The organism is Tropicibacter naphthalenivorans (assembly GCF_900176475.1).
GTDB lineage: Bacteria > Pseudomonadota > Alphaproteobacteria > Rhodobacterales > Rhodobacteraceae > Tropicibacter > Tropicibacter naphthalenivorans.
On the sequence record NZ_FWXX01000002.1, the window covers coordinates 492,919 to 515,112 of the forward strand.

Annotated in this window: 23 protein-coding genes and 1 tRNA gene; 3 read left to right on the top strand and 21 right to left on the bottom strand. The window is 63.6% G+C overall.

Translation table 11 applies throughout. The features are described from left to right. Window positions 1–46: 46 nt before the first annotated feature. Window positions 47–1,459: a protein adenylyltransferase SelO gene (locus B9A11_RS06660; RefSeq protein WP_058246678.1), complete on the top strand. Its 1,413-nt coding sequence runs from the start codon at window positions 47–49 to the stop codon at window positions 1,457–1,459. A gap of 3 nt (window positions 1,460–1,462) precedes the next feature. Here the strand turns inward: B9A11_RS06660 and B9A11_RS06665 are convergent, their stop codons facing one another. Beyond that, complete coding sequence (locus tag B9A11_RS06665) at window positions 1,463–2,347, bottom strand: DMT family transporter (protein WP_084662785.1); 885 nt, start codon at window positions 2,345–2,347, stop codon at window positions 1,463–1,465. 125 nt (window positions 2,348–2,472) lie between these two features. Here B9A11_RS06665 and B9A11_RS06670 point away from each other — a divergent pair, with 125 nt between their 5' ends. After that, complete coding sequence (locus B9A11_RS06670) at window positions 2,473–3,252, top strand: DUF533 domain-containing protein (RefSeq protein ID WP_058246676.1); 780 nt, start codon at window positions 2,473–2,475, stop codon at window positions 3,250–3,252. 72 nt (window positions 3,253–3,324) lie between these two features. After that, entirely contained in the window at window positions 3,325–3,738 is a 414-nt protein-coding gene (locus B9A11_RS06675; protein ID WP_058246675.1) for a Fur family transcriptional regulator, read from the top strand. A 67-nt stretch (window positions 3,739–3,805) separates the two neighbouring features. Here the strand turns inward: B9A11_RS06675 and B9A11_RS06680 are convergent, their stop codons facing one another. The 20 genes from B9A11_RS06680 to iscR form a co-directional block, all read right to left on the bottom strand. Further along, window positions 3,806–4,522, bottom strand: coding sequence for an alanyl-tRNA editing protein (locus B9A11_RS06680; protein ID WP_058246674.1), 717 nt, complete (start codon window positions 4,520–4,522; stop codon window positions 3,806–3,808). Then, the gene (locus B9A11_RS06685; protein ID WP_058246673.1) at window positions 4,522–6,945 is read right to left on the bottom strand and encodes a DUF3772 domain-containing protein; all 2,424 of its coding nucleotides are present in this window, start codon (window positions 6,943–6,945) and stop codon (window positions 4,522–4,524) included. The genes B9A11_RS06680 and B9A11_RS06685 overlap by 1 nt, the downstream gene beginning before the upstream one ends. After that, window positions 6,945–7,970, bottom strand: coding sequence for a cysteine synthase A (locus B9A11_RS06690; RefSeq protein WP_058246672.1), 1,026 nt, complete (start codon window positions 7,968–7,970; stop codon window positions 6,945–6,947). The genes B9A11_RS06685 and B9A11_RS06690 overlap by 1 nt, the downstream gene beginning before the upstream one ends. A 55-nt stretch (window positions 7,971–8,025) precedes the next feature. Next, window positions 8,026–9,144 (bottom strand): gamma-glutamylcyclotransferase, encoded by a 1,119-nt coding sequence (locus B9A11_RS06695; RefSeq protein WP_058246671.1) that lies wholly within the window; start codon window positions 9,142–9,144, stop codon window positions 8,026–8,028. Between the two features lie 3 nt (window positions 9,145–9,147). Next, window positions 9,148–9,588: a TrgA family protein gene (locus B9A11_RS06700; RefSeq protein ID WP_058246670.1), complete on the bottom strand. Its 441-nt coding sequence runs from the start codon at window positions 9,586–9,588 to the stop codon at window positions 9,148–9,150. 4 nt (window positions 9,589–9,592) lie between these two features. Continuing rightward, complete coding sequence (locus B9A11_RS06705) at window positions 9,593–10,798, bottom strand: SAM-dependent methyltransferase (RefSeq protein ID WP_058246669.1); 1,206 nt, start codon at window positions 10,796–10,798, stop codon at window positions 9,593–9,595. A gap of 137 nt (window positions 10,799–10,935) precedes the next feature. Continuing rightward, a complete protein-coding gene (locus B9A11_RS06710) occupies window positions 10,936–12,354 on the bottom strand; it encodes a cryptochrome/photolyase family protein (RefSeq protein ID WP_058246668.1) in 1,419 nt (472 codons plus the stop codon). A 126-nt stretch (window positions 12,355–12,480) separates the two neighbouring features. Further along, entirely contained in the window at window positions 12,481–12,996 is a 516-nt protein-coding gene (locus B9A11_RS06715; protein WP_058246667.1) for a DinB family protein, read from the bottom strand. 138 nt (window positions 12,997–13,134) lie between these two features. After that, window positions 13,135–13,211, bottom strand: a tRNA-Arg gene (locus tag B9A11_RS06720). A 78-nt stretch (window positions 13,212–13,289) separates the two neighbouring features. Continuing rightward, entirely contained in the window at window positions 13,290–14,510 is a 1,221-nt protein-coding gene (locus tag B9A11_RS06725; RefSeq protein ID WP_058246666.1) for a cysteine desulfurase, read from the bottom strand. A 93-nt stretch (window positions 14,511–14,603) separates the two neighbouring features. After that, the gene (locus tag B9A11_RS06730; RefSeq protein ID WP_058246665.1) at window positions 14,604–15,089 is read right to left on the bottom strand and encodes a hypothetical protein; all 486 of its coding nucleotides are present in this window, start codon (window positions 15,087–15,089) and stop codon (window positions 14,604–14,606) included. Next, complete coding sequence (gene sufD, locus B9A11_RS06735; protein WP_058246664.1) at window positions 15,089–16,366, bottom strand: Fe-S cluster assembly protein SufD; 1,278 nt, start codon at window positions 16,364–16,366, stop codon at window positions 15,089–15,091. Before sufD ends, B9A11_RS06730 begins: the two co-directional genes overlap by 1 nt. Next, complete coding sequence (gene sufC / locus B9A11_RS06740) at window positions 16,366–17,121, bottom strand: Fe-S cluster assembly ATPase SufC (RefSeq protein WP_058246663.1); 756 nt, start codon at window positions 17,119–17,121, stop codon at window positions 16,366–16,368. Before sufC ends, sufD begins: the two co-directional genes overlap by 1 nt. 24 nt (window positions 17,122–17,145) lie before the next feature. After that, window positions 17,146–17,733 carry a hypothetical protein gene (locus B9A11_RS06745; protein ID WP_058247112.1) on the bottom strand — a complete coding sequence of 196 codons (588 nt, stop codon included), beginning with the start codon at window positions 17,731–17,733 and terminating at the stop codon, window positions 17,146–17,148. Between the two features lie 71 nt (window positions 17,734–17,804). After that, window positions 17,805–18,116 carry a heavy metal-binding domain-containing protein gene (locus B9A11_RS06750; protein ID WP_058246662.1) on the bottom strand — a complete coding sequence of 104 codons (312 nt, stop codon included), beginning with the start codon at window positions 18,114–18,116 and terminating at the stop codon, window positions 17,805–17,807. An 18-nt stretch (window positions 18,117–18,134) separates the two neighbouring features. Next, window positions 18,135–18,326 carry a hypothetical protein gene (locus tag B9A11_RS06755; protein WP_058246661.1) on the bottom strand — a complete coding sequence of 64 codons (192 nt, stop codon included), beginning with the start codon at window positions 18,324–18,326 and terminating at the stop codon, window positions 18,135–18,137. Between the two features lie 105 nt (window positions 18,327–18,431). After that, the gene (locus B9A11_RS06760; RefSeq protein ID WP_058246660.1) at window positions 18,432–18,908 is read right to left on the bottom strand and encodes a hypothetical protein; all 477 of its coding nucleotides are present in this window, start codon (window positions 18,906–18,908) and stop codon (window positions 18,432–18,434) included. A 108-nt stretch (window positions 18,909–19,016) separates the two neighbouring features. After that, the gene (gene sufB / locus B9A11_RS06765) at window positions 19,017–20,537 is read right to left on the bottom strand and encodes a Fe-S cluster assembly protein SufB (protein WP_058246659.1); all 1,521 of its coding nucleotides are present in this window, start codon (window positions 20,535–20,537) and stop codon (window positions 19,017–19,019) included. Between the two features lie 17 nt (window positions 20,538–20,554). Then, entirely contained in the window at window positions 20,555–21,598 is a 1,044-nt protein-coding gene (locus B9A11_RS06770; RefSeq protein WP_058246658.1) for a cysteine desulfurase family protein, read from the bottom strand. 15 nt (window positions 21,599–21,613) lie between these two features. Next, a complete protein-coding gene (iscR, locus tag B9A11_RS06775) occupies window positions 21,614–22,078 on the bottom strand; it encodes a Fe-S cluster assembly transcriptional regulator IscR (RefSeq protein ID WP_058247111.1) in 465 nt (154 codons plus the stop codon). Window positions 22,079–22,194 lie beyond the last annotated feature (116 nt).

Genomic DNA, 22,194 nt, shown 5'->3' on the forward strand with positions numbered 1-22,194 from the left:
TTCCCCTGCAACGCACGCCCCCTATATAGATGCCATGACCTCGAACATGACCTTAAACATCCCCTTCGACAACAGCTACGCCCGCCTGCCCGCAGGCTTTTACACGCGCCAGGACCCCGCCCCTGTCAAAGCCCCCTCGCTGATCGCGTGGAACGCCGCGCTGGCCGCAGAGCTCGGCATCACCGGCACCCCCGACGCCGCCACCTTTGCAGGCAACGCGACGCCCCACGGCGCGGCCCCCCTCGCGCAGCTCTACGCCGGGCACCAGTTCGGCAATTACAACCCGCAGCTCGGCGACGGGCGCGCGCTGCTCTTGGGCGAGGTCATCGACACCACCGGCACCCGCCGCGACATCCAGCTCAAAGGCTCCGGCCCCACGCCCTATTCGCGCAACGGCGACGGGCGCGCCGCCCTTGGGCCTGTGCTGCGCGAATACGTGGTCTCCGAGGCGATGCACGCCCTTGGCATTCCCACAACCCGCGCTCTGGCCGCCACCCGCACGGGCCAAGAGGTCATCCGCGAACGTCCCCTGCCCGGCGCAGTCCTGACCCGCGTCGCCTCCAGCCATATCCGCGTCGGCACCTTTCAGGTCTTTGCCGCGCGCCAGCAATACGCCGACCTGCAAACGCTCTTCGACTACACGGTGGATCGCCACTATCCCGGCGTCACCAGCCCCACAGACCTGCTGCGCGCCGTCGCCACCCGCCAAGCGCAACTGATCGCCGCGTGGCTGTCGGTCGGCTTTATCCACGGCGTGATGAACACCGACAATTGCAGCCTCTCGGGTGAGACAATCGATTACGGTCCCTGCGCCTTTATGGACACCTACAACCCAGAGACCAAGTTCTCCTCTATCGACCGCATGGGCCGCTACAGCTATGCCGCGCAGGCCGATATCATCGTGTGGAACATGGCGCAGCTGGCCACGGCCCTCGTGCCGCTCATGCCCGACGACGACAAGGCCATCGCCGAATTCACCGAGATCCTGCACGGCATGGGCGACACCATCCGCGCCGAATGGCTGACCCGCTTTGCCGCCAAGATCGGCATCAGCGATCCCACGCCAGAGGATGCGCCCTTGATCGGTGAGCTTCTGGTCCTGATGGACGGCCAGCAAGCGGATTTCACCAACACCTTCCGCGCGTTGGGCGATGGCACCGCCCGGGATCAGTTCACCGACCCAACCGCTTTTGACGCGTGGGAGGCGCAGTGGAAACCCCGCCTCGACGCGCAGGCTCAAGCCCCCGTCGCGCTGATGCAACGGACCAACCCCGCCATCATCCCGCGCAACCACCGGATCGAACAGATGATCGCCGCCGCCGAAGCCGGCGACGACAGCCTGTTCCACCGCCTCAACGCAGCCTACGCCAATCCTTATGACGCGCCAGAGGCAGACGCCGACCTGCGCCGCCCGCCCTTGCCCGATGAACGCGTGCGCGCGACCTTTTGCGGGACCTAAGCCTCAGACGCGCTTGCGGCGGTTGATCAGCACGATCCCCACCGCCACAAGCGCCAAAGCCCCAAGGAACCCAAGGCCCACCGGCTCGTCCAGCAGCGCCCAGCCAAAGCCCACCGCCAGCACCGGCGACAGGAACGAAAAGGCGGCAATGTCCGACGCCGGATAAATCGCCATCAGGTACAGCCAGAACAGATAGCCCATGCAGGCCACCACGACCTGAAAGCCCATCCCCGCCCAATGCAACGCCTCTGGCGCGCGCATCAGGTCTCCGAACAGCGGCGAAATCGCGGTCAGCACCACGGCGCTGACGCCCAGTTGATAGAACAGCTGGCTCTCGGCGCTGACCTCGGACACCCGCGTCAACCGCACGGTCAAGGCGATCCCGGCCCAGGCAAAGGCACCGCACAGCGCCAACAGATCGCCCGCCCAGGTCCCGCCGCTTTGGCTATCCTTGTCCGCCAAGGCCCAGATCACCCCCGCCATCGCCAGCACCAGCCCCAAGGCACGGCGGCGCGACAGGCGCTCTCCCGGCAGGGTAAAGTTGGCGATGATCGTAAGCCACACCGGCATGGAATAGAACAGGATCGACGCGCGGCTGACGCTCGTCATGTCCAAGGCATTGAACAGAAACACAAACTCGGCGCTGAACAAGACCCCCAACAACAGCCCCGGCCCCAGCGCCGCGCGCAAGCCATTTAGCTTGCGACCCGACAGCAGGCACCACAGCAACAGCAGCCCCACCGCAAGGATGGACCGGAACCCGGCGGCAAACACCGGGCCAAAGCCGGCATTGGTCACCTTGATGACCACTTGGTTAAAGGCGAGCGTTGCGGCAAAGCCCACCATCCCGGCGGCCCCCACCAAATCCATAGAGTCTTTGCGTTCCATCCGACGGTTGGACACGTCTTTGACCGCCCGGTCAATCCCTTACCGCGCGGGCAACCGGGGGCTGTGCAAGCGCGGCCTTCTCTGCTTAACTCTGTCCAAAGACGATGACCAAAAGGAGTCTGGGTATGGGTTTGATGGGAACACTGGCCAAGGTCGCCATCGGCTACGCCGCCGCGCGCGGGGTCGACAAACTGGCACAGGGCCAAGGGCTTGGCGGGCTCTTTCCGGGCAAACAGGTCGCCGCGAGCGATCCCAATGCCGCCGCCCAGGGCCAAATGCTCAAGGGTGAGATGCCGCAGGCCGCCCAAGCCCCCTTGGGCGGGATGATGGACATGTTCAAGCAAAACGGCTTTGGCCAGATGTCCGGCGGCCTTGCGGGCGGCCTCCCCGGAGGACTGGGGGACCAAGTCTCCGGCATGATGGATAAGCTCAAAGAGAACCCCGCCATGGCGGGCCTCATGGGGGCCATGTCCGGCGCAGCGGTGGCGCAGGGTCAGGGCGTCGGCGCGCTTCTGGATGCCTTTAACACCGAAAGCACCGCCCCCGAGGCCGAAGAAGCCGCCGGCCTGATGCTGCGCGCGATGATCCAGGCCGCCAAGTGCGACGGCGTCATCGACGAATCCGAAAAGGCCAAGATCCTCGAAGCCGTGGGCGAGGATGCCGATCCCGGCGACATGAACTTTGTCCAGGAACAGCTCGCCGCCCCCGTCGACCCCGAAGCGCTGGCCGCCGACACGCCAGAGGCGCAGCGCGTGCAGGTCTACAGCGCTTCGCTGATGACCATCAGCGTCGACAATGACGCCATCGCGCAGTACCTCGACCGCCTCGCCAAGGCGCTGGAGCTGGACGAGATGACGGTGAACACCCTGCACGCACAGATGGGGATGCAGCCTCTCTATAGCTGACCCTAAGCGGACAAGGCTTGGCCCCGCGCCCGGCCTTGTCTACAAAGAGCATCCGACAGCCAAAGGCCCCAGATGCCCAAAACGATTTCCGAACGTTGCGCCGCCGCTGGCTTGCGCATGACCGGCCAGCGCCGCACCATCGCCGAGGTGCTGGAAACCTCGCGCGATCACCCCGACGCCGAGGCGCTGCACGCCCGCGCCGCCGCCCGTGATCCCAATATCTCGATCGCCACGGTGTACCGGACGGTGAAACTGTTCGAGGAATCGGGGATTCTGGATCGGGTGGATTTCGGCGATGGTCGCGCCCGGTACGAAGACGCCCGGCGCGACCACCACGACCACCTGATCGACATCGAGACCGGCAAGGTCATCGAATTCGTCGACCCGGAAATCGAGGCGCTGCAAGAAAAGATCGCCGAGAAACTCGGCTACCGTCTGACCGGCCACCGGATGGAGCTTTACGGCACGCCGATAAAGAAACCGTAGTGGGGCGCGTCGCCTATCCTCTGGGGGGATAAAAGCGCGCGGTAGCGCACCTTTGGATCACGCTGCCTTAGTCCAAAGCGATGTTCACCCGGCGGTTCTGTTTGCCCTTGTTTTCGATCCGGCCCAGCCGCAGCGCGCCGATCTCGCCGGTGCGCGCCACATGGGTGCCGCCGCAGGGTTGCAGGTCGACCTGCTCCGCCCCCGCGCCAATCCGCACCAGCCTGACTTCGCCGCCCCCGCGCGGAGGCCGCACCGACAGGGTTTTCACCAGCCCGGGGTTGGCGTCCAGTTCGGCGGTGGTGATCCAATCCTCGGACACCGCCAAGTCGCGGTCCACCAAATCGTTGAGCGCCGCCTCCAGCGCGTCGCGGTCCTCGGGCGGCTCGGGCATCATAAAGTCCAGACGCCCGGTGCCTGCGCTGATCTTGCCCCCGGTGACCGGCAGCGGGATCACCACGCTCAGCAGATGCAAGGCCGTGTGAATGCGCATATGCCGGTGCCGCCGCTCCCAATCGAGCACCTGCACCACATGCGCGCCCTTGGGCGGCAGCGCGGCAGGCTCGGCCGGGACCAGCACCGACAGACCGTCGTCGCCCTTGACCGCCGTGGCGATGGGCAGCTTTTTCCCGTCCCATTCCAGCCAGCCGCTGTCACCCGGCTGCCCGCCCCCTGTGGGGTAAAAGAGGCAGGGCGTGACGATCACGCCCCCCTCATCGGTATAGCCAACCACGCGGCCCGGCGCTTCGCGGGCGTAGGCGTCATCGCGGTACAGCAGATCGGACATCAGCGGTCTCCTGCGTCGGGCTCGATCCCGGCGGCGCTGTTGGACACATCCGCCTCGGACTTGGCCGCGGGCGAGGTTTCCTCCTTGGGCGCCTCGGGCGGGTGCGCCGCGCCGGGCTGCAAGGCCTCTGGGTTGCGCAGCCAGATGTCGCGCTGTGCGAAGGGAATCTCGATGCCCTCTTCGGTGAAACGCTCGACGATCTGGTGGTGCATCTCTGTGCGCACAACCAGCCCCTTGCCCACGTCGCGCAGGATGCAGCGGATTTCAAAGTCCAGACTGTCCGCGCCGAACCCCTTGAAGAACACGAACGGTTCGGGGTTCATCAGCACCATGTCGTGCTGACGGGCAATATCCAGCAGGATCTTTTCAACCTTGCGGGTGTCGTTGCCATAGGCCACGCCAACGCTGACGATGATCCGCCCCAGAGAGTTGCCGCGCGTGTAGTTCGACACGGTGCCCGACACGAAATCGGCGTTGGGGATGATCACGTCGTATTTGTCAAAGGTCTCCATCCGGGTGGAGCGCACAGAGATGTCCTTGACGATACCATGCGTGCCGTTGACCTCGATCCAGTCGCCTTCGGAGATCGGGCGCTCGATCAGCAGGATGATGCCGGACACAAAGTTCGACACGATGTTTTGCAGGCCAAAACCGATCCCGACGGACAAGGCACCAGCAACGATGGCCAGCGACGACAGATCCAGCCCCCCGGCGGTGATCGCAATGATCGCCGCGACAAAGATGCCCACATAGCCCATGCCCGACACGATGGCGTTCTGGCCGCCTTGGTCGATCTTGGTCTTGGGCAGGATCGAGGTGCGGAACGCCCCTTGTAGCAGGCGCGTCACGGTGTAGCCGATGACAAAGACGATCACCACGACCATGAAATCGGTCGGAGAGATGCGCGTCTCGCCAAAGGTAAAGCCCTCTTGGAACTGCGCCCAGATCTCTGTCAGGTCGGCAACGCGCGCGCCCCAGATCAGCGCGAGGAACGGCAGCATCACCAGCGTCAGGCCAAAGCCCGCCAGCACCGGCAGCAGGCTGTCCTCTTCGTCGGCGCGCTTGCCGGTGATCAGCTCGTACAGGTCGTTGACAAAGCGTTGCAGGATCAGCAGCACGCCCACCACCGCCAGCGAAGCGATAAACGGATAGACCAGCGCCTCGCCAAAGCGGGCATAGCCGATCGCGGCCATCACCGGGCCGATCACGCCGATGATCATCGCCGCGCGCCCCATCAGCCGCGCAAAACGCAGACGGAAGACGCCCGCATCATCGGTCACCGCGGCAGACTGGCTGCCCGCCATGGCGGCATGGTTGCGCACCCGGCCCAGACGGAACAGCAGAACGCCGGAAATCACCAGCAGCGGAAAGTCCATGACCGCGCTTGTGGCCGTGGGGTAGTTGTCGAACTGGCTGACCGCGTCGAGAACGCTTTTCAGCACATAGGTCCAGGCCAGCAAATCGGCGATGCGGCGGGCGCTGGCGCGGTCGCTGGCCTCGAGCGGCAGGGTCGCGATCTCGTCGTTCTCGTGAAAGCTTTCGTCCGCAAGCCAGTGGATGCCCAGCAGCAAGGTCGCCCAAAGCGGCACCTGATCCAGCAGCACCAGCCAGCGCGCGCCCATGAATCCCGTGGCCTCAAAGGCTTGGACCAGCGCGTAAATCCCCAGCAAGGGCAGGATCACCTGCCCCAGCGACACCAGAAAGCGGAACACACCCGTGCCGCGCGGCGCTTTGCCCCGCAGATAGGCCACCGCCGCCCGAGACCAGCTTTCGCCCTTGATCACCAGCATCAGGCCGATGACCACCAGCAGCAGGATCAGCGGCAGGTTCTGGCGCGCCTCGGCTTGATATTCCGGCGAGGAAGCGTTGGCCTTGATCTCGACGCCCGCGCGGTGGAACGACATCAAGACGTCCTCCAGCGCGGTGGGCCAATAGGCCGGGTTCAGCGGCGTTGGCCCCAGTTCCAGCAGCTCGTCGGTCTGACGCTCGCGGATGATCCGGTCAATCTCGGCGATCAGCCCGTTCGAGCGTGTGTACGCCTCTTCGGCCCGCAGCGAGGGCGCGCGCAGCTCTGTCAGCGTGGCGTTCAGCTCTTCGCGGCGCTCGGCGATCTCGGGGTCTTCGGTTTCGCCATCGGCGGGCGGCTCGCCCAAGGCGGCGATCTGGTTTTGCAGCGTCTCGATGCGCGCCGCGTTCACGTCCTGCGCCGCAAGGAATTGCTCGCGCCAGTCGGCGATGGTCTCGCGCAGCAGCTCCAGCGCATCGTCAGAGGCGCGACCTTCGCTCAGCGTCTGTTCGGCGCTGGTCGCCGTCGACGTCCATTTGGAATAGTCCGGCAGGCCCGCGTCCTGCGCAAAAGCAGCCCCCGCCAGCATGGCGAGGGAGAAGATCATGGCGCTAAGCCAACGGTAGATAAAGGTCATTAGTCCTCGAATACACCGGGGATGCTGGCGGGCGCGCGGTCAAGCCACGGCGGCGTCGGCAACCCCTTTTCTTTCAGGAAGTCCGGGTTGAACAGTTTCGACTGATACCTAGTGCCATAATCGCAAAGGACAGTCACAATTGTATGTCCGGGGCCCATTTCCTTGGCCAGACGCATGGCACCGGCCACGTTCACGCCAGACGAGCCGCCAAGGCACAGCCCCTCTTCGGACAGCAGATCGAACACCACCGGCAGCGCCTCGGCGTCGGAAATGCGATAGCAGAAATCGGGGGTGAAGCCTTCGAGGTTGGCGGTGATGCGCCCCTGCCCGATGCCCTCGGTGATCGAGTTGCCGGGGTTCTCAGCGCCGGTATACAGTTTGAACAGGCCCGCGCCTTCGGGGTCGGCCAGACCGATCTTGACGCCCTTGGGCTGCAAGGCCATGCCGACACCGGCCAGCGTCCCGCCCGAGCCAACGGCGCAGATAAAGCCGTCAACCTTGCCGCCGGTCTGTTCCCAGATCTCGGGGCCGGTGGTTTCGATATGCGACTGGCGGTTGGCGACGTTGTCGAACTGGTTGGCCCAGATCACGCCCTCGTTGGTGGTGCGGGCCAGCTGTTCGGCCAGACGGCCCGAGTAGCGCACATAGTTGTTGGGGTTCGAATAGGGCGCGGCGGGCACCTGCACCAGCTCCGCCCCGGCAAGGCGCAGCATGTCCTTCTTTTCCTGACTTTGCGTTTCAGGAATGACGATGACGGTCTTGAACCCCATGGACGCGCCCACCAGCGCAAGGCCGATGCCGGTGTTGCCCGCTGTGCCCTCGACAATGGTGCCGCCGGGCTTCAGCAAGCCCTTTTCCACCGCGTCCTTGATGATGTACAGCGCCGCGCGGTCCTTGACCGACTGGCCGGGGTTCATGAACTCGGCCTTGCCAAGGATCTCGCAGCCGGTCAGCTCGGACGCCTTGTTCAGCCGGATCAGCGGAGTGTGCCCAACAGCCTGAGCCAAATCGGATGCGATACGCATGTGCGGTCCTTTCATACACGTCTTGCCCTTGGTGTATGTCTGGCGGGGCGTAAACTCAAGCCGCTGCGCGCAAGGCTTCGCGCTTTGTCGCCAGCCAGAGCAGCATCATCGCCAAGGGGGCCGCGTTGATTTCCCCGGTGTCTAGCAGGTCCATGGCATCGGTAAAGGCAATGACGTGGTTGCGGATATCCTCGTTCTCGGCCTCCAGCCCGCCCTGGCTTTGGCCGCGGCCCGACAGATCGCACAGGCCCAGAAAGCTGTGGTAGAACTCGGTCGAATAGCCGGGGCTGGCATAGCCGCGCACCATGGGGCGCAGGTCCGTCAGGGTCAGATGCGCCTCTTCGACAGCCTCGCGGCGGGCGGCGGCTTCGGGCGTCTCGCGCGCATCGACCAAACCCGCGATCGGTTCCAGCACCCAAGGCGCGGGGTCGCCGCGCTGGACCGGGCCAAAGCGCAGCTGCTCCACCAACAAGACCTTGTCCAAGACCGGGTCATAGGGCAGCACCAAGGCCACGTCGAAGGACATGAAACACTCGCGCGGCAGCTCTGGCGACCAGTCGCCATCAAAGCGGCGGTAGCGCAGCTTGAACGCATTCATGGTGAAAAACCCGTGGAATCCCGGACGCTTGCCGGTGATCTCGACCTGATCCATGGTCATCGGGTTGCGCACGGTCTGCGGCGCAGGCGTGCGGGCGATCTGCTGCGCCCAGGCGCGCGAGCGGAAAAACGGCAACATCCCGCGAATCTCGGCGGCGCTGTGGGTGGTGCGGCGGGCCATGACCTCTGCGGCGGCGCGCATGGTGATCTCTTCCCAGTCCTGCCGCCACGCGTCCAGCGACCACGGCGCTCCGGCGGTGAACTTGCCTTCGGGCGGGAAGTAGACCAGCGCCTGCGCCCCCTGCCCGTCCACCGTCACCGTGACGGGGCGCGCGTCATAGCCAAAGCCGCCTTCGTAGAAATCCAGCGCCTCAAGGTCCGCGCTCGTCAGCCCGCGCACCAGCAGCCCCTTGGCCTGTGCGCCCGGCTGCGGGGCGATCACCGGGAAGGCCTCGTCCTGTGCCCAATACACCGCGTGATCGGCCAAAACCGCCGGCGCATTGTCCGGCACCCGCCCAAGCACACACTCCAGCAGCGGCAGATGCCGCAGCGTTCCATAGAAAAACAGGTCCGAAATGGCTTATCTCCAGTGACGAGAGACTTTTTCCGCGATCAATCCCGTGATGATCCCACCCACAAGCATGGTCAGGATCACCATCGGGTCAACCAGCTTTTCGGAAAAGTCGATGGCGATCTCAAAGACCGACATCAAAGCATCCACCACCGTGCGGTACTTGCGGTCAAAAGAGTTGTCGACCATCTCGTTCGCCGATTGCACGAAGAGGCACCAAAACAAGGCCGCCGCCGTGCCGGTGAACCCGTTGGCAATGGCCGCCGACACGCCCCGCCCGGCGCGCGGGCCGACGATGAACCAGCCGCACAACCCGCCAATCGCCGCGTTCACCTCGCTGAACAGCCCAAAGTCGCGCGACGCCGGCATTCCCGCTTTGACGAATTCCGATGTGACATAGGCCACGATCACAAGGCATATCGCGGAAAAAAGTTTCGCGGCTGTGGGCATTCGGTCAGGTGGGCCTTGCAATCGTAATCTGGGTTACATCACAGTTTCCGCTATGAAACGTCGCCGCGCAAGAGGCGAGATAGAAATTCCACATCCTCCGGAAACGTTTATCAAACCCAAGTTGCGAGATAGCGTCCCACTTCTCGTTAAACGTATCATGCCAGCGCATAAGGGTCTGCGCATAGCTTTGTCCGAACTCGACAGAGCCGACCACGTCCAGCCCGGCCTTTTGCACCTCTTGGCGCAGCACGACGGGGCTGGGCAGCATCCCGCCCGGGAAAATGTACTTTTGGATAAAGTCCACGGTGTTGCGGTAAATGTCCCAGCGGCGGTGCTGAACGGTGATGATCTGCAAGGTCGCGCGCTTGCCGGGCTTGAGGCTTTGGTGAACGGTGTCGAAATAGGTCTGCCAATAGCGCTCGCCCACCGCTTCGAACATCTCGATCGAGGCGATGCCGTCATAGGTTCCTTTTTCGTCGCGGTAATCCTGAAGTTTCAGCTGCACGCGGTCCTGTAGGCCGGCCTTTTGGATGCGCTCCTGGGCGTAGTTGAACTGTTCCTGCGAAATGGTCAGGCCGGTGACCTTGAGCCCCCGTTCCTTGGCCGCATATTCCGCAAAACCGCCCCAGCCGCAGCCGATTTCCAGCACGTGATCGCCGGGCTGCGCGCCCATCTGATCCACCATAGAGGCGTATTTGGCGGTTTGCGCGTTCTCAAGGCTTTCCTGGCCCGTCTCGAACAGCGCCGAGCTGTAGGTCATCGTGTCGTCCAGCCACAGACCGTAGAATTCGTTGCCAAGGTCATAGTGGTGCGAGATGTTTTTCTTGGCCTGCCGTTTGGAGTTGGACTGAAACCAAAAGCGCACCTTCTCAAAGGCGCGCACCAGCCCCATGCCGGGAAAGCCGTCGTACATTTCGTCATTGGCGTGCACGAGGTGCATAAAGCCCATCAGATCAGGGGTGGACCACCAGCCGTCCACATAGGCTTCGCAAAAGCCCAGGTCGCCCTCTCGGATCAGGCGGGCAAAGATGTCGGGGTTGTGGATGTCCAGTTCCGCCACCGGACCGGGCGCTTTGCCTTCGGCGCGGAACCGGCGGCCGTCGGGCAGGACGAAATCCAGCCGCCCGTGGTCCATCTGGTTGGCCATGTCGAAGACGTGGGAAAAGTAGCGCGGCAGGTTGGTTTGGTCGCGGGTATCGGTCAGGATCATGAACAGTCCTCAGGCTGGCGTGGGAGGGACCTTGTCTTGCCTGATGGCAAGCCGCGGCCCGTTATAAACCTTACGCAGCAGAGGCGCGTTTGGATGAGTTTAAGTTAAAGTAATGTGACGGTCGGTCAAATCCGCCCCTAGAAGCCCTTGTTTTCATAGGCATTCAGGGCGGCTTCGCGGCCATCCTTGGCGCTGACGATGGGATCGGGGTAGTCGTCGCCCGCGCGCATCGGCCAGCTTTCGGGGATCGCATCGAAGTAGGACAGCGCCTCTGCGCCGGGGTTTTTCTGCCCCTCGGCGATCCAGCGTTTGACGTAAGCCCTGTCCGGGTCGAATTTCTCGCGCTGTGTCACGGGGTTGAACACCCGAAAGTAGGGCGTCGCATCGGGGCCGGACCCCGCCACCCACTGCCACCCCATGGCGTTCGAGGCCGGATCCCAGTCGATCAGGCAATCCTCGAACCATTTCATGCCGATCTTCCAGTGACACAGCAGGTGTTTGGTCAGGTACGATCCGACGATCATCCGCACGCGGTTGTGCATCCGCCCGGTCACATACATCTCGCGCAGGCCCGCGTCGACAAAGCGGATGCCCGTGCGCGCCTGTTTCCACGCCTTGACCTCGGCGCGGCGCTCATCCTCGTTCCACGGGAAAGCGCCCCATTCCTCGCGCCAGTTGTCGGTCAGGATACGCGGCGAGTGCCACATGAGGTGATAGGCGAACTCGCGCCAGACGATCTCCTTGAGAAAGGTCTCGGCCCCCGCTTTGCCCTCTTCCAAAGCGCGCTGGCCTGCATGCCACATCTGCGAAGGGCTGATTTCCCCCACGGCGAGGTTTTCCGACAGACAAGAGGTGCCATCCTCGGCGGGGACATCGCGCTGGTCTTTGTATGCCTCCACCTTCGATGCCATGAAGGCGCCAAGACGGCTTTGCGCCGCCTGCTCGCCCAGCCGCACATACGGCCGTACCACCGCCGCCCCGCGCCGCATGGCGTCGCCCAGACCCCAGTCGTTCAGATCGTCACTCACGGGCCACTGGTCTGGCGCAGGCAGGTCAGACGGCGCGGGCAAGGGTGCAGGCACCTCGCGGTCCTTCACAGCGCGCCAAAAGGGCGAATAGACCTTGTAGTAACCGCCCTGCTTGGTCTCGACGGTCCACGGCTCGAACAACAAATGCCCCTCAAAGCTCTCGGCCTGCACCCCGGCGTCCTTGAGCGCGGATTTCACATCGGTGTCGCGCTCGACGCTGTCGGGGTCATAGGCGCGCTGCCAGTAGACGGCGCTGGCCCCGACCTGTTTCGCCAGTTCCAGCAAGACTTCGCGCGGCGGCCCCGCCCGCAGGATCAGGCGCGATCCCTTGTCTTCCAACGACTTAGAGAAACTTTCCACACCAAGGCCCAGCCGCCACTTGGGCGCGGCCCCCAGCCCATCGACCAAGGCATCGCGGATGAACACCGGGATCACCGGCGCGCCCGATTTGGCCGCCTGCGTAAAGGCCGCATGATCGGTCAGCCGCAGATCGCGGCGCACCCAGACGATAACGGGGGCTTGGCTCATGGAATGTCCCTCAAACTCTTTTGACGCGATCTAGCGCGCGGACACCAAAAGCAACCCCTCGGGGGGCGCAAATGACGGGACGGTGGGCGGGGCGATGTGCCATGGCACGAGCGCCGTCAAGCGTCCCTAGAGCCAGGGCCCTTCGCTCGGCATGAAAATCATGTCCGTCACCGGCGCGTCCCTGCCCGCCGCAGTCAGCATCGCGTGGATCTGCCCGCGGTGGTGGGTCTGATGGTTGAACATATGCGCGGCGCACTGCGCTTTCGGCATCGCGCGCACCTCACCCGTGCTGCCAGACGTCCACTCCAACGGTCCGGCCAGATCAATGCTCCGCAGCCCCTTGGCCCATTCCAAAAGCGCGCCATCGGTCTGGAACCGCGCGATGTCCCAATCGGACAGGGTCTCGGTCATCCGCGCGCTGTCTGCCATGCCCACGCTTGGCGGCGGCATCCCGGCAATCCGCGACAGCCACAGCTGATCGCCCCACAGAATGTGGTTCGCCGTCTCAAGGATCGAGCCAAAGAAACCATTGCGGTCGCGCCGCAGCTCTGCCTCGCCAAGCGCATGAAAAGCGGCCTTCAACTGTTTGTTCTGCCACGCATTATAGCGCGCAAAGGTCAGGCAATACTCTGCCGTGATCATCCGGATTCTCCGTAGCTATCCTCGCGCCGCAGCCGGACCCCAAGCCCCCAACCTTGGCCTCTGACGACACCGCAAAGTAAGCCAGCGCAAAGGCAAAGACGCAAGTCTTTTGCCCGAATGGTCAAGAATGTGAAGAAATGGCGCACCCATCAGGATTCGAACCTGAGGCCTCTGCCTTCGGAGGGCAGCGCTCTATCCAGCTGAGCTATGGGTGCCTAGGGGCGTCTATACAAGGCGCCCCGCCCCCCTGCAAGCGCATTCCTGCGCCTTGGGGCGTGTTCATTGGGGCCTGTTCAACAGAACAGATCGTGCGCCAGTTCCAGCGCGTCCACCAGTGCGTCAACCTCTTCGGTGGTGTTATACATGGCAAAGGACGCGCGGCAGGTGGCTGCGACGCCCATATGCTCCATCAACGGTCCGGCGCAATGCTGACCGGCGCGCACGGCAACGCCCTTTTTGTCGAGCACGGTGGAAATGTCATGCGCATGCCCTGCCCCGTCCATGGTGAACGAGAAAATCGCGCCCTTGTTCGGAGCCGTCCCCTGCACTTGCAGCCAGTTCAGCCCGCCAAGCCGTTCCACCGCGTAATCGCGCAAAGCCGTCTCATGGGCGGCGATATTCTCCATCCCGACGGTCATCATGTAATCCAAGGCCACGCCCAGACCGATCTGCTGGACGATCCCCGGCGTGCCCGCTTCGAACTTCATCGGCGGGTCGTTGTAGGTCACCGCATCGCGGGTCACTTCGCGGATCATGTCGCCGCCGCCCATAAAGGGGCGCATCTCGTCCATGCGCTCGCGGCTGATCCAGATCGCGCCAGAGGCGGACGGCCCATACAGCTTATGCCCTGTAATCGCAAAGAAATCACAGCCCATGTCCGCCACGTTCACCGGCATGTGCACCGCCGACTGAGAGCCATCGACCAGCACCGGCACACCCTTTTCGCGCGCGCCGTGGCAGATGGTTTTCACGTCCACCACCGTGCCCAGAACGTTGGACATCTGGGTGATGGCGATCAGCTTGGTCTTTGGAGTGATGGCGTCCAGCACCGCCTGCGGGTCCAGCGCGCCGGTGGCGTCACAATCGACCCATTTGATCACCACGCCCTGACGTTCGCGCAGGAAATGCCAAGGCACGATATTGGCGTGATGCTCCATCACCGACAGGATGATCTCATCCCCGGCTTGCAGGTTCGGCATCGCCCAGCCATAGGCCACAAGGTTAATCCCCATGGTGGTGCCGGTGGTGTAGACGATCTCTTCGGGATCGGGGGCGCCAAGGAACCGCGCAATCACCTCCCGCACGCCTTCGTACTTGTCGGTGGCCAGGTTCGACAGATAGTGCAAGCCCCTGTGAACGTTGGCATATTCCTCGGCGTAGCCCTTGGTCACCGCCTCGATGACAACCTGCGGCTTTTGCGCCGATGCGCCGTTGTCGAGGTAAACCAGAGGCTTGCCGTTGACCTGCCGCGACAGGATGGGAAAGTCTTTGCGCAGCGCGTTCACATCATACATAGGGCCGTCTTTCGTTCTATGCGGGCCACGATCCGGCCCGTCTGTCTTGCTATACCTCAAGGGGCCAGCGCGCCAGCCCCCCGAAAGTCTGCGTTAGCTCTCGCGCCCATAGACCACGCGCAAGCCGCTGATCCAAAAGACGAAAAAGGCCACGGCCCAAAGCACCCCAGTGATCTGCAACTGGATGCCCGGCCCCACGAACCCGGCGGTCAAGCCGTTGAGCAGCGCCAGAGGCCCGCTTGCCAGCAGCGCCCAGAACAGCACGAGGCGTGATCCATAGCCCGTCCCGCGCTTGGTCAGCGTGCCCAGCACCAGATGCACCACAAAGGCCACGGCATACAAAGCCAGCGGCAGGAACATCAGCGTGCCCAGCAGCGCCCCGCCCATCTGCATGTTCAGATCCAAGCCCGACAGATGGGCCTCACGCGCAAGGCTCGGCCATTCCGAGATGAACAGGATCGCGCAACCGCCCATGACAAAGGCCAGCGCCCGGTCCTCGCGAGGGCCGAACGCCAGCAACCGGCGCACCACCTCGCGGGGGCGCCGATAGGTGGCGACGATATCCTGCGTCAGCGGCATCAGTCGCGCCGCCGTGCCAGCCAGGCTTCGACCCGCGCGACGATCTCTTCGCCCAGGGACTCGTCTTCGACCTCTTGCACCGCTTCGGCGATGAAAGCGATGGTCAGCAGGTCTTCGGCGATGCCTCGCGGCAGGCCGCGCGCGCGCAGATAGAACAGGCTGTCCTCGTCGATCGCACCCGAAGTGGACCCGTGCGAGCAGGCCACGTCATCGGCGTAGATTTCCAGCTCGGGCTTGGCGAGGAACTGGCTGTCGTCGTCCAGCAGCAGAGACTGGCTGATCTGGTAGCCATCGGTCTTTTGCGCGCCCTCTTTCACAAGGATCTTGCCCTGGAAGACGCCGGTCGCACCGTTGCGCAGCACCTTTTTGAACACCTGACGGCTTTCGCAGTTCACCGCGTCGTGGGTGATGAACACCGTGTCGTCGTGGTGGAAATCGCCGTCGCCCATGCAGGCCCCCGCCACATGGGCCACCGCGTCGTCACCGGTCAGCTCGACGATGACTTCGTTGCGGGTCAGCACGCCGTTGACGGTCAGGGTAAAGGTCTTGAACACGCTTTCGGTGCCGAGGCGCGCAAAGATATGCGTCGCGGCGCGGCGTTCGTGATCGCGGCCTTGGGCGCGCACGTGGTGCAGCTTGGCGGTGTCGGCCAGATCGACCTCCATCACCTTGTTAAAGCGCGCAGCGGCAGGCCCGTTTTCAAGGATCGTCACCTCTGCGCCCGCGTCCACCTTGACCACGTGGTGCAGCATGGCGTCGGATTGCTCGGCGCTGTGCTTGTAGAGGATGTGGATCGGCTTGGACGGCGTCGCGGTGACGTGGATCAGCAGGCCATCGGTGGCAAAGGCGGTGTTGAGCGCCGCCAAGGGGCGTTCCACCGGGGTTTGCCCAGCGGTTTCCAGCGTGCCGTAGATGTCCTTGGCCCAGTGGATGTCGGTCGCCTCGGCCAGACGGTCGATGGAGACCCCTTCGAGCGCCAGATCGTCAGAGGCCTCGGCGTCGAACACACCGTCCACAAAGACGATTTTCAGCCGGTCACGGTCCGCGAACAGCGCCTCTTCGTCCGCCTCAAACACCGTTGCCTTGGGGGCCTCGGCGGCGACCAAGGTTTCGGGCTTGGTGTACTTCCAGTATTCGTCGCGCGCCCCGGGCAGGCCCATGGTTTGCACGCGGGACAAAGCCTCGCGCCGCGCCGAGTCGGCCCAGCCCCCGGTCGGCAGCGTCAGCGCGTCAAGGCGCGCCTCGGTTGCGGTCAGTTTCGCTTGCGGCAGAGCCATTATTCGATCCCCTCAAGCAGGTCGGCATAGCCGTTCTGTTCCACTTCCAGCGCCAGCTCGGGGCCGCCGGTCTTGATGATGCGGCCCTTGGCCATGATGTGCACCACGTCCGGTTTGATGTGGTCCAGCAGACGCTGGTAGTGCGTGATCACAAGGAACCCACGCCCCTCGTCGCGCAGCGCGTTCACGCCATCGGCCACCAGCTTCATCGCGTCCACATCGAGGCCCGAGTCGGTCTCGTCCAAGATGCACATCTTGGGTTCCAGCATCGCCATCTGGAGGATTTCGTTGCGCTTTTTTTCACCGCCGGAAAAGCCGACGTTGACCGGGCGCTTGAGCATGTCAGCGTCGATCTTGAGATCCTTGGCCTTGGCGCGCACCAGCTTGAGGAAGTCGGCCGAGGACATTTCCTCTTCGCCGCGGGCCTTGCGCTGTGCGTTCACCGCCGTGCGCAAAAAGGTCATGTTACCCACGCCGGGGATTTCCACCGGGTATTGGAACGCAAGGAACAGGCCCGCTGCGGCGCGCTCTTCGGCTTCCATGTCCAGCAGATCTTCGCCGTCCAGCGTCGCCTCGCCATCGGTGACTTCATAGCCGTCCTTGCCGGACAGCACATAGGACAGGGTCGATTTGCCAGAGCCGTTCGGCCCCATGATCGCGTGCACCTTGCCCGCCTCGACGGTCAGGTCGACACCCTTGAGGATCTGCTTGTCCTCTTCTTCCAGTTTCACGTGCAGGTTCTTGATTTCCAGCATCTTTCGATCCTTTTCTTTCGCGCCTCAGGGGCGTTGCATCAGGTTGATCACCCAAAGCAAACGTTCGGGCGGGATGGGGTTCGGGGTCACATGGAAATGCGCCATGCGCCCGGTGATGTGCGGTTGGCCGAGCAGCTCTTCGACCTTGTGGTAATGTTTGCGCTGCACGTAGTCGTCGAAATACACATCGACAGGCTTCTTCGACATGAACGCCGCCGCCAGCGCGCAGCCCTGACGAAAGCGGCCATCGACCAGCACCACGTCGGGTGTGCAGGCGTCCAGCTCCCAGACTTGCAGCGGATAGCGGGCAAAGCGCCGCCACTCGGTCTCATCCACAGGGTGGCCCCAGGCCTTGGTGGTGCCGATGTCGCTCCAGAGCATTTCGACGGTGGTGCCGTTCGCGGGCGGGTTTTCGTCGAGGTATTCCAGCATCATGCCCGCCCAATCCTTGTCGGATTCGACGCTAAGCACGGTCTTGCCGGGCATTTCCGACGCCATGACGGTCGAGCCGCCAGAGCCGTATTCAAGGATGCAACCCGCCCGCGCGTAGGCGTCGCGCAGCAGCATTGCCTCGGGTTCGGGCAGGGTCAGTTCCGGACGGGCCACAGCCATCAGACGCGCCCCCCGATACGGGGACACGTCGCGCGCGCCTTGCGGCAGGATATGACGACCCAAAGGCGCATTCAGCCCAGCACCACCGCGGTGCCGGTGGCCGACACCATCAGCATGTTGTTGATGGTCTCATAGTCCAGATCGACCGCCACAACCGCCGTTGCGCCCAAGGCCGCCGCGCGCTCTTCCATCTCGCGCAGGGCGGTTTCGCGCGCCTTGCCAAGGCTCGCCTCGTAGGCACCAGAGCGCCCGCCGATGATGTCGGTGATCCCGGCAAAGAGATCGCGAAAGACGTTCGCCCCAAGGATCGCTTCGCCGGTGACGATGCCCTTATACTCGGCGATTTGATAGCCTTCGACGCTGGGGGTGGTGGTGATAATCATGGACTTCCTCCAAACTGTTTACGTAAACATAGCGATCAGCGCGGACAGGAACCACGCCAGCATCCCCGCCACAACGGCGGTCTTCCAGACAGAGCCCTGGACCAGCCCGGCGGCATTGCCCTTGCGCGCGCGCAGGCCAAAGCCAATCAGCGTGCCAAGGAAAATCCCGACACCGATACCCACGGTTTGATTCACGGCTTCAGCGAACACGGCGCTCTCCTGACTTTTGAAAACGCACGAAAAGCCGTGACCCGCCGAGCTGGAAAAGATCGGCAGGCGCAGCTGTGGTGCTGTTGGAAATGCGGGACGGCGCGGTTAGCCGATGACCAGATAGATCGCCTGCTGGCACAGGTCGATGACAAACCCCGCCATGTGGTACATCACATAGCCCGTCGCCCCGGCCAGCACCAAATGCGTCTTGGTCCGCCAGCCCAGAAGGTAGCTGAGCACAAAGGGCAGCGCGGCGGACATCGGCCCCAGCGCCTGCGCCATATAGGCCCAAAGGTACAGGTTGCCCACGTCCTGCGCGAGGGTTTTGGCCTCGACCGGTGCCCAGACGGGCATGGCCAGCAGAACCTTGCACAGGATGCCCGCACAGATGCCCAGCAGCAGCACGCCGAAGTAGCCAAAGGTCTCCCACGCGATGGTGCGATCCGTGCGATCCTTGCGGGCTTTTACTGGGTCGGGCCGCTCGGCCAGGGGCGCGATGTCCACGTAGCTGTCCGACGCCCTGATCCGCGCGAGGCGATCCTGAAACGATTGGCTGTCGTTCAAACCCGTCGATGTGTGCATACCCGTACCCTTTCACTTGCACTGCTGGTGCAAGCGAATAGGCCATGCAATCATGGCGGGAATATGCAACGGAAAGGTTCATTTTCAGCCTATCGCAAGCCGGGGGCCTTAGCCCACCGACCCTTCCAGAGAGATCGCCACAAGCTGTTGCGCTTCCATGGCAAATTCCATCGGCAGCGCTTGCAGCACCTCACGGCAGAAGCCGTTGACGACCAGCGCCACCGCCTCTTCCTCGTCCATGCCGCGCTGGCGGCAGTAGAACAGCTGCTCGTCGTCCACCTTGGACGTGGTCGCCTCGTGCTCGACGCGGCTGGAGTTGTTCTTGACCTCGATATACGGCACCGTGTGCGCCCCGCATTTGTCGCCGATCAACAGCGAGTCACACTGGGTGTAGTTGCGCGAGTTCTTGGCCTTGGGGTGCATCGAGACAAGCCCGCGGTAGGTGTTCTGCGCGACGCCCGCCGAGATGCCCTTGGACACGATGCGCGAACGGGTATCCTTGCCCAGATGGACCATCTTGGTGCCGGTGTCCGCCTGCTGGTGGTTGTTGGCGATGGCGATCGAGTAGAACTCGCCCTGCGACTCGTTCCCGCGCAGGATGCACGACGGGTATTTCCACGTCACGGCAGAGCCGGTTTCCACCTGCGTCCACATCACCTTGGCCCGGTCGCCCCGGCAGTCGGCGCGCTTGGTCACAAAGTTGTAGATGCCACCCTTGCCGTTCTCATCGCCGGGGAACCAGTTCTGAACGGTGGAGTATTTCACCTCGGCGTCTTCTTCGATGATGATTTCCACCACGGCGGCGTGCAACTGGGCGGTGTCACGCTGCGGCGCGGTACAGCCTTCGAGGTAGGACACATAGCTGCCCTTGTCGGCGATGATCAGCGTACGCTCAAACTGGCCGGTGTTCTCGGCGTTGATGCGGAAGTAGGTCGACAGCTCCATCGGGCAGCGCACGCCCGGCGGCACATAAACAAACGAGCCATCCGAGAAGACAGCCGAGTTAAGTGTCGCGTAGAAGTTGTCGGACACCGGAACCACGCTGCCCAGGTACTTTTTCACCAGTTCGGGATGCTCGCGGATCGCCTCGGAGATCGAGCAGAAGATCACGCCCGCCTCTTTCAGTTCCTTCTGAAAGGTCGTGCCGACAGAGACCGAGTCAAACACCGCGTCCACCGCGACCTTGCGGCCTTCGGCGGGCATGTTTTCCGCGCCCTCAACGCCCGCAAGGAGCATCTGTTCCTTCAGCGGGATGCCCAGTTTCTGGTAGGTTTCCAGCAGCTTGGGGTCCACGTCATCCAGCGACTTCGGCTTTTCCGCCATGCTCGCGGGGCGCGCATAGTAATACTGCTCCTGAAAGTCGATCTCGGGGTAGTCGACCATCGCCCACTTGGGCTCTTCCTTTTGCAGCCAGCGCTCATAGGCGGCCAGACGCCAGTCCAGCATCCACTGCGGCTCGTTGTTCTTTTCCGAGATCAGCTTGACGATATCGGTGGTCAGCCCCTTGGGGGCGTATTCCATCTCGATCTCGGTGTTCCAGCCATGCTTGTAGGTGCCGACGGATTTGACCGCATCCACGGTTTCCTGATCGACGCCTTCCTTGACCGTGACTTCATCCATGGATGTCATGACCGTATCCCTTTTCCTCATGCGGCCCGTTCGCGATGCCGCTTGTATTTCGCCGTCCACGCCTCAGCAAAGCGTAGAACCTCATCTTGTGTCGTGGTGGGCCCAAGGCTCACGCGGATCGCAGAGCTGGCCACCACATCGTCGTATCCCATGGCGCGCAGCACCCGGCTGGCCTTGACCTTGCCGCTGCTACAGGCACTGCCCGCGCTGACGGCAAACCCGGCCAGATCCATCTGCATGACCTGCGTCTCGCCCTTCCACCCCGGAAGAGCAAAGCAAGCCGTGTTGGGGAGTCGCCGCGCGCCTTTCCCGACAAAAATAGTCTCTTTTGCGCCAGCCTCAATAGTGGATTCTAGAATGTCTCTAAGTTTTTCAACCCGGTCCCATAGACCTTGGTCCAGATCGCGCGCCGCTGCCTCTGCTGCCGCGCCGAAACCGGCGATGCCGATGACGTTTTCCGTGCCAGAGCGTCGGCCCATTTCCTGCCCGCCACCCTTGATCTGCGCCGCGATGTCAGTGCCGCGTTTGATCACCAGCGCGCCGATGCCCTTGGGGCCGCCGAGTTTATGCGCCGAGATCAGCGCCATTTGACAGCCCAGCCAGTTGAAGGCAACAGGCACCTTGCCAAAGGCCTGCGTGGCGTCGACCACGGCGAGCCCCTGCGGCAGGTCCTGGAGAACGCCGGTTTCCGAGTTCGCCAGTTGAAGCGCGGTGCGCGCGGGGTCGGTCACGCTCACGGCCCCCTGCCCGTCCACGGACAATTCGGGCGACACCCAGGACACCACCGCGTCATGTTCCACGTCCGCGCCTACAAGGCCACGCCCCGCACAGGCCAGCGCCGCCGCCTCTGTCGCGCCAGAGACAAAGACCACGTCCGCCCCTTCGGCCCCAAACGCCGCCGCCACCTGCGCGCGCGCCTTTTCGACCAATGACTTGGCCGCGCGCCCTTCGGCATGGACGGACGAGGGGTTGCCCGCCACATCCATCGCCGCGATCATCGCCGCGCGCGCCTCTGGCCGCAAAGGGGCCGTGGCGTTCCAGTCGAGGTAGACGCGGTTCATGACGGCAATCCCGGCTTACTTGTCATCGTCCACCACCGCGAAAATATCCGGCACGGCAGGACACGGCGCCATGGTGTTTTCCACCACGTCCGACAGGCGCGCCTGATGCAGGAAAACGTAGACCTGCGCCGACAGGCTCTGCCACAGCCGGTTGGTCAGCGACTGCGCGCGCGAGCCCGACGCCGCCCCGGACGCGCCCGCGCCCTTGTGCATCGCATCCACCGTCTCATCGACCGCCGCCAGCACATCGACCACGCGAATGTCACTGGCAGACTTGGCCAGACGATAGCCGCCCCCCGGCCCGCGCACCGATTCCACCAGCCCCGCGCGCCGCAGCTTGACGAACAGCTGTTCGAGATAGGGCAAGGAAATGTCCTGACGTTTGGAAATATCGCCCAGCGTCACCAGACAGCCGTCCGCCTGCAAAGCAATATCCGTCAGCGCCACCATCGCGTAGCGTCCCTTTGTGCTCAGCTTCACCTTGCCGCTCCCCCATAACGCGCCAGACAATTGACGTTGGCTTGTCAATTGCCTATCTGCAATCAACCCCGGTCCGGAAAACATCCGGATTAGAACGTTTCTAAGGTGCCCAAGCG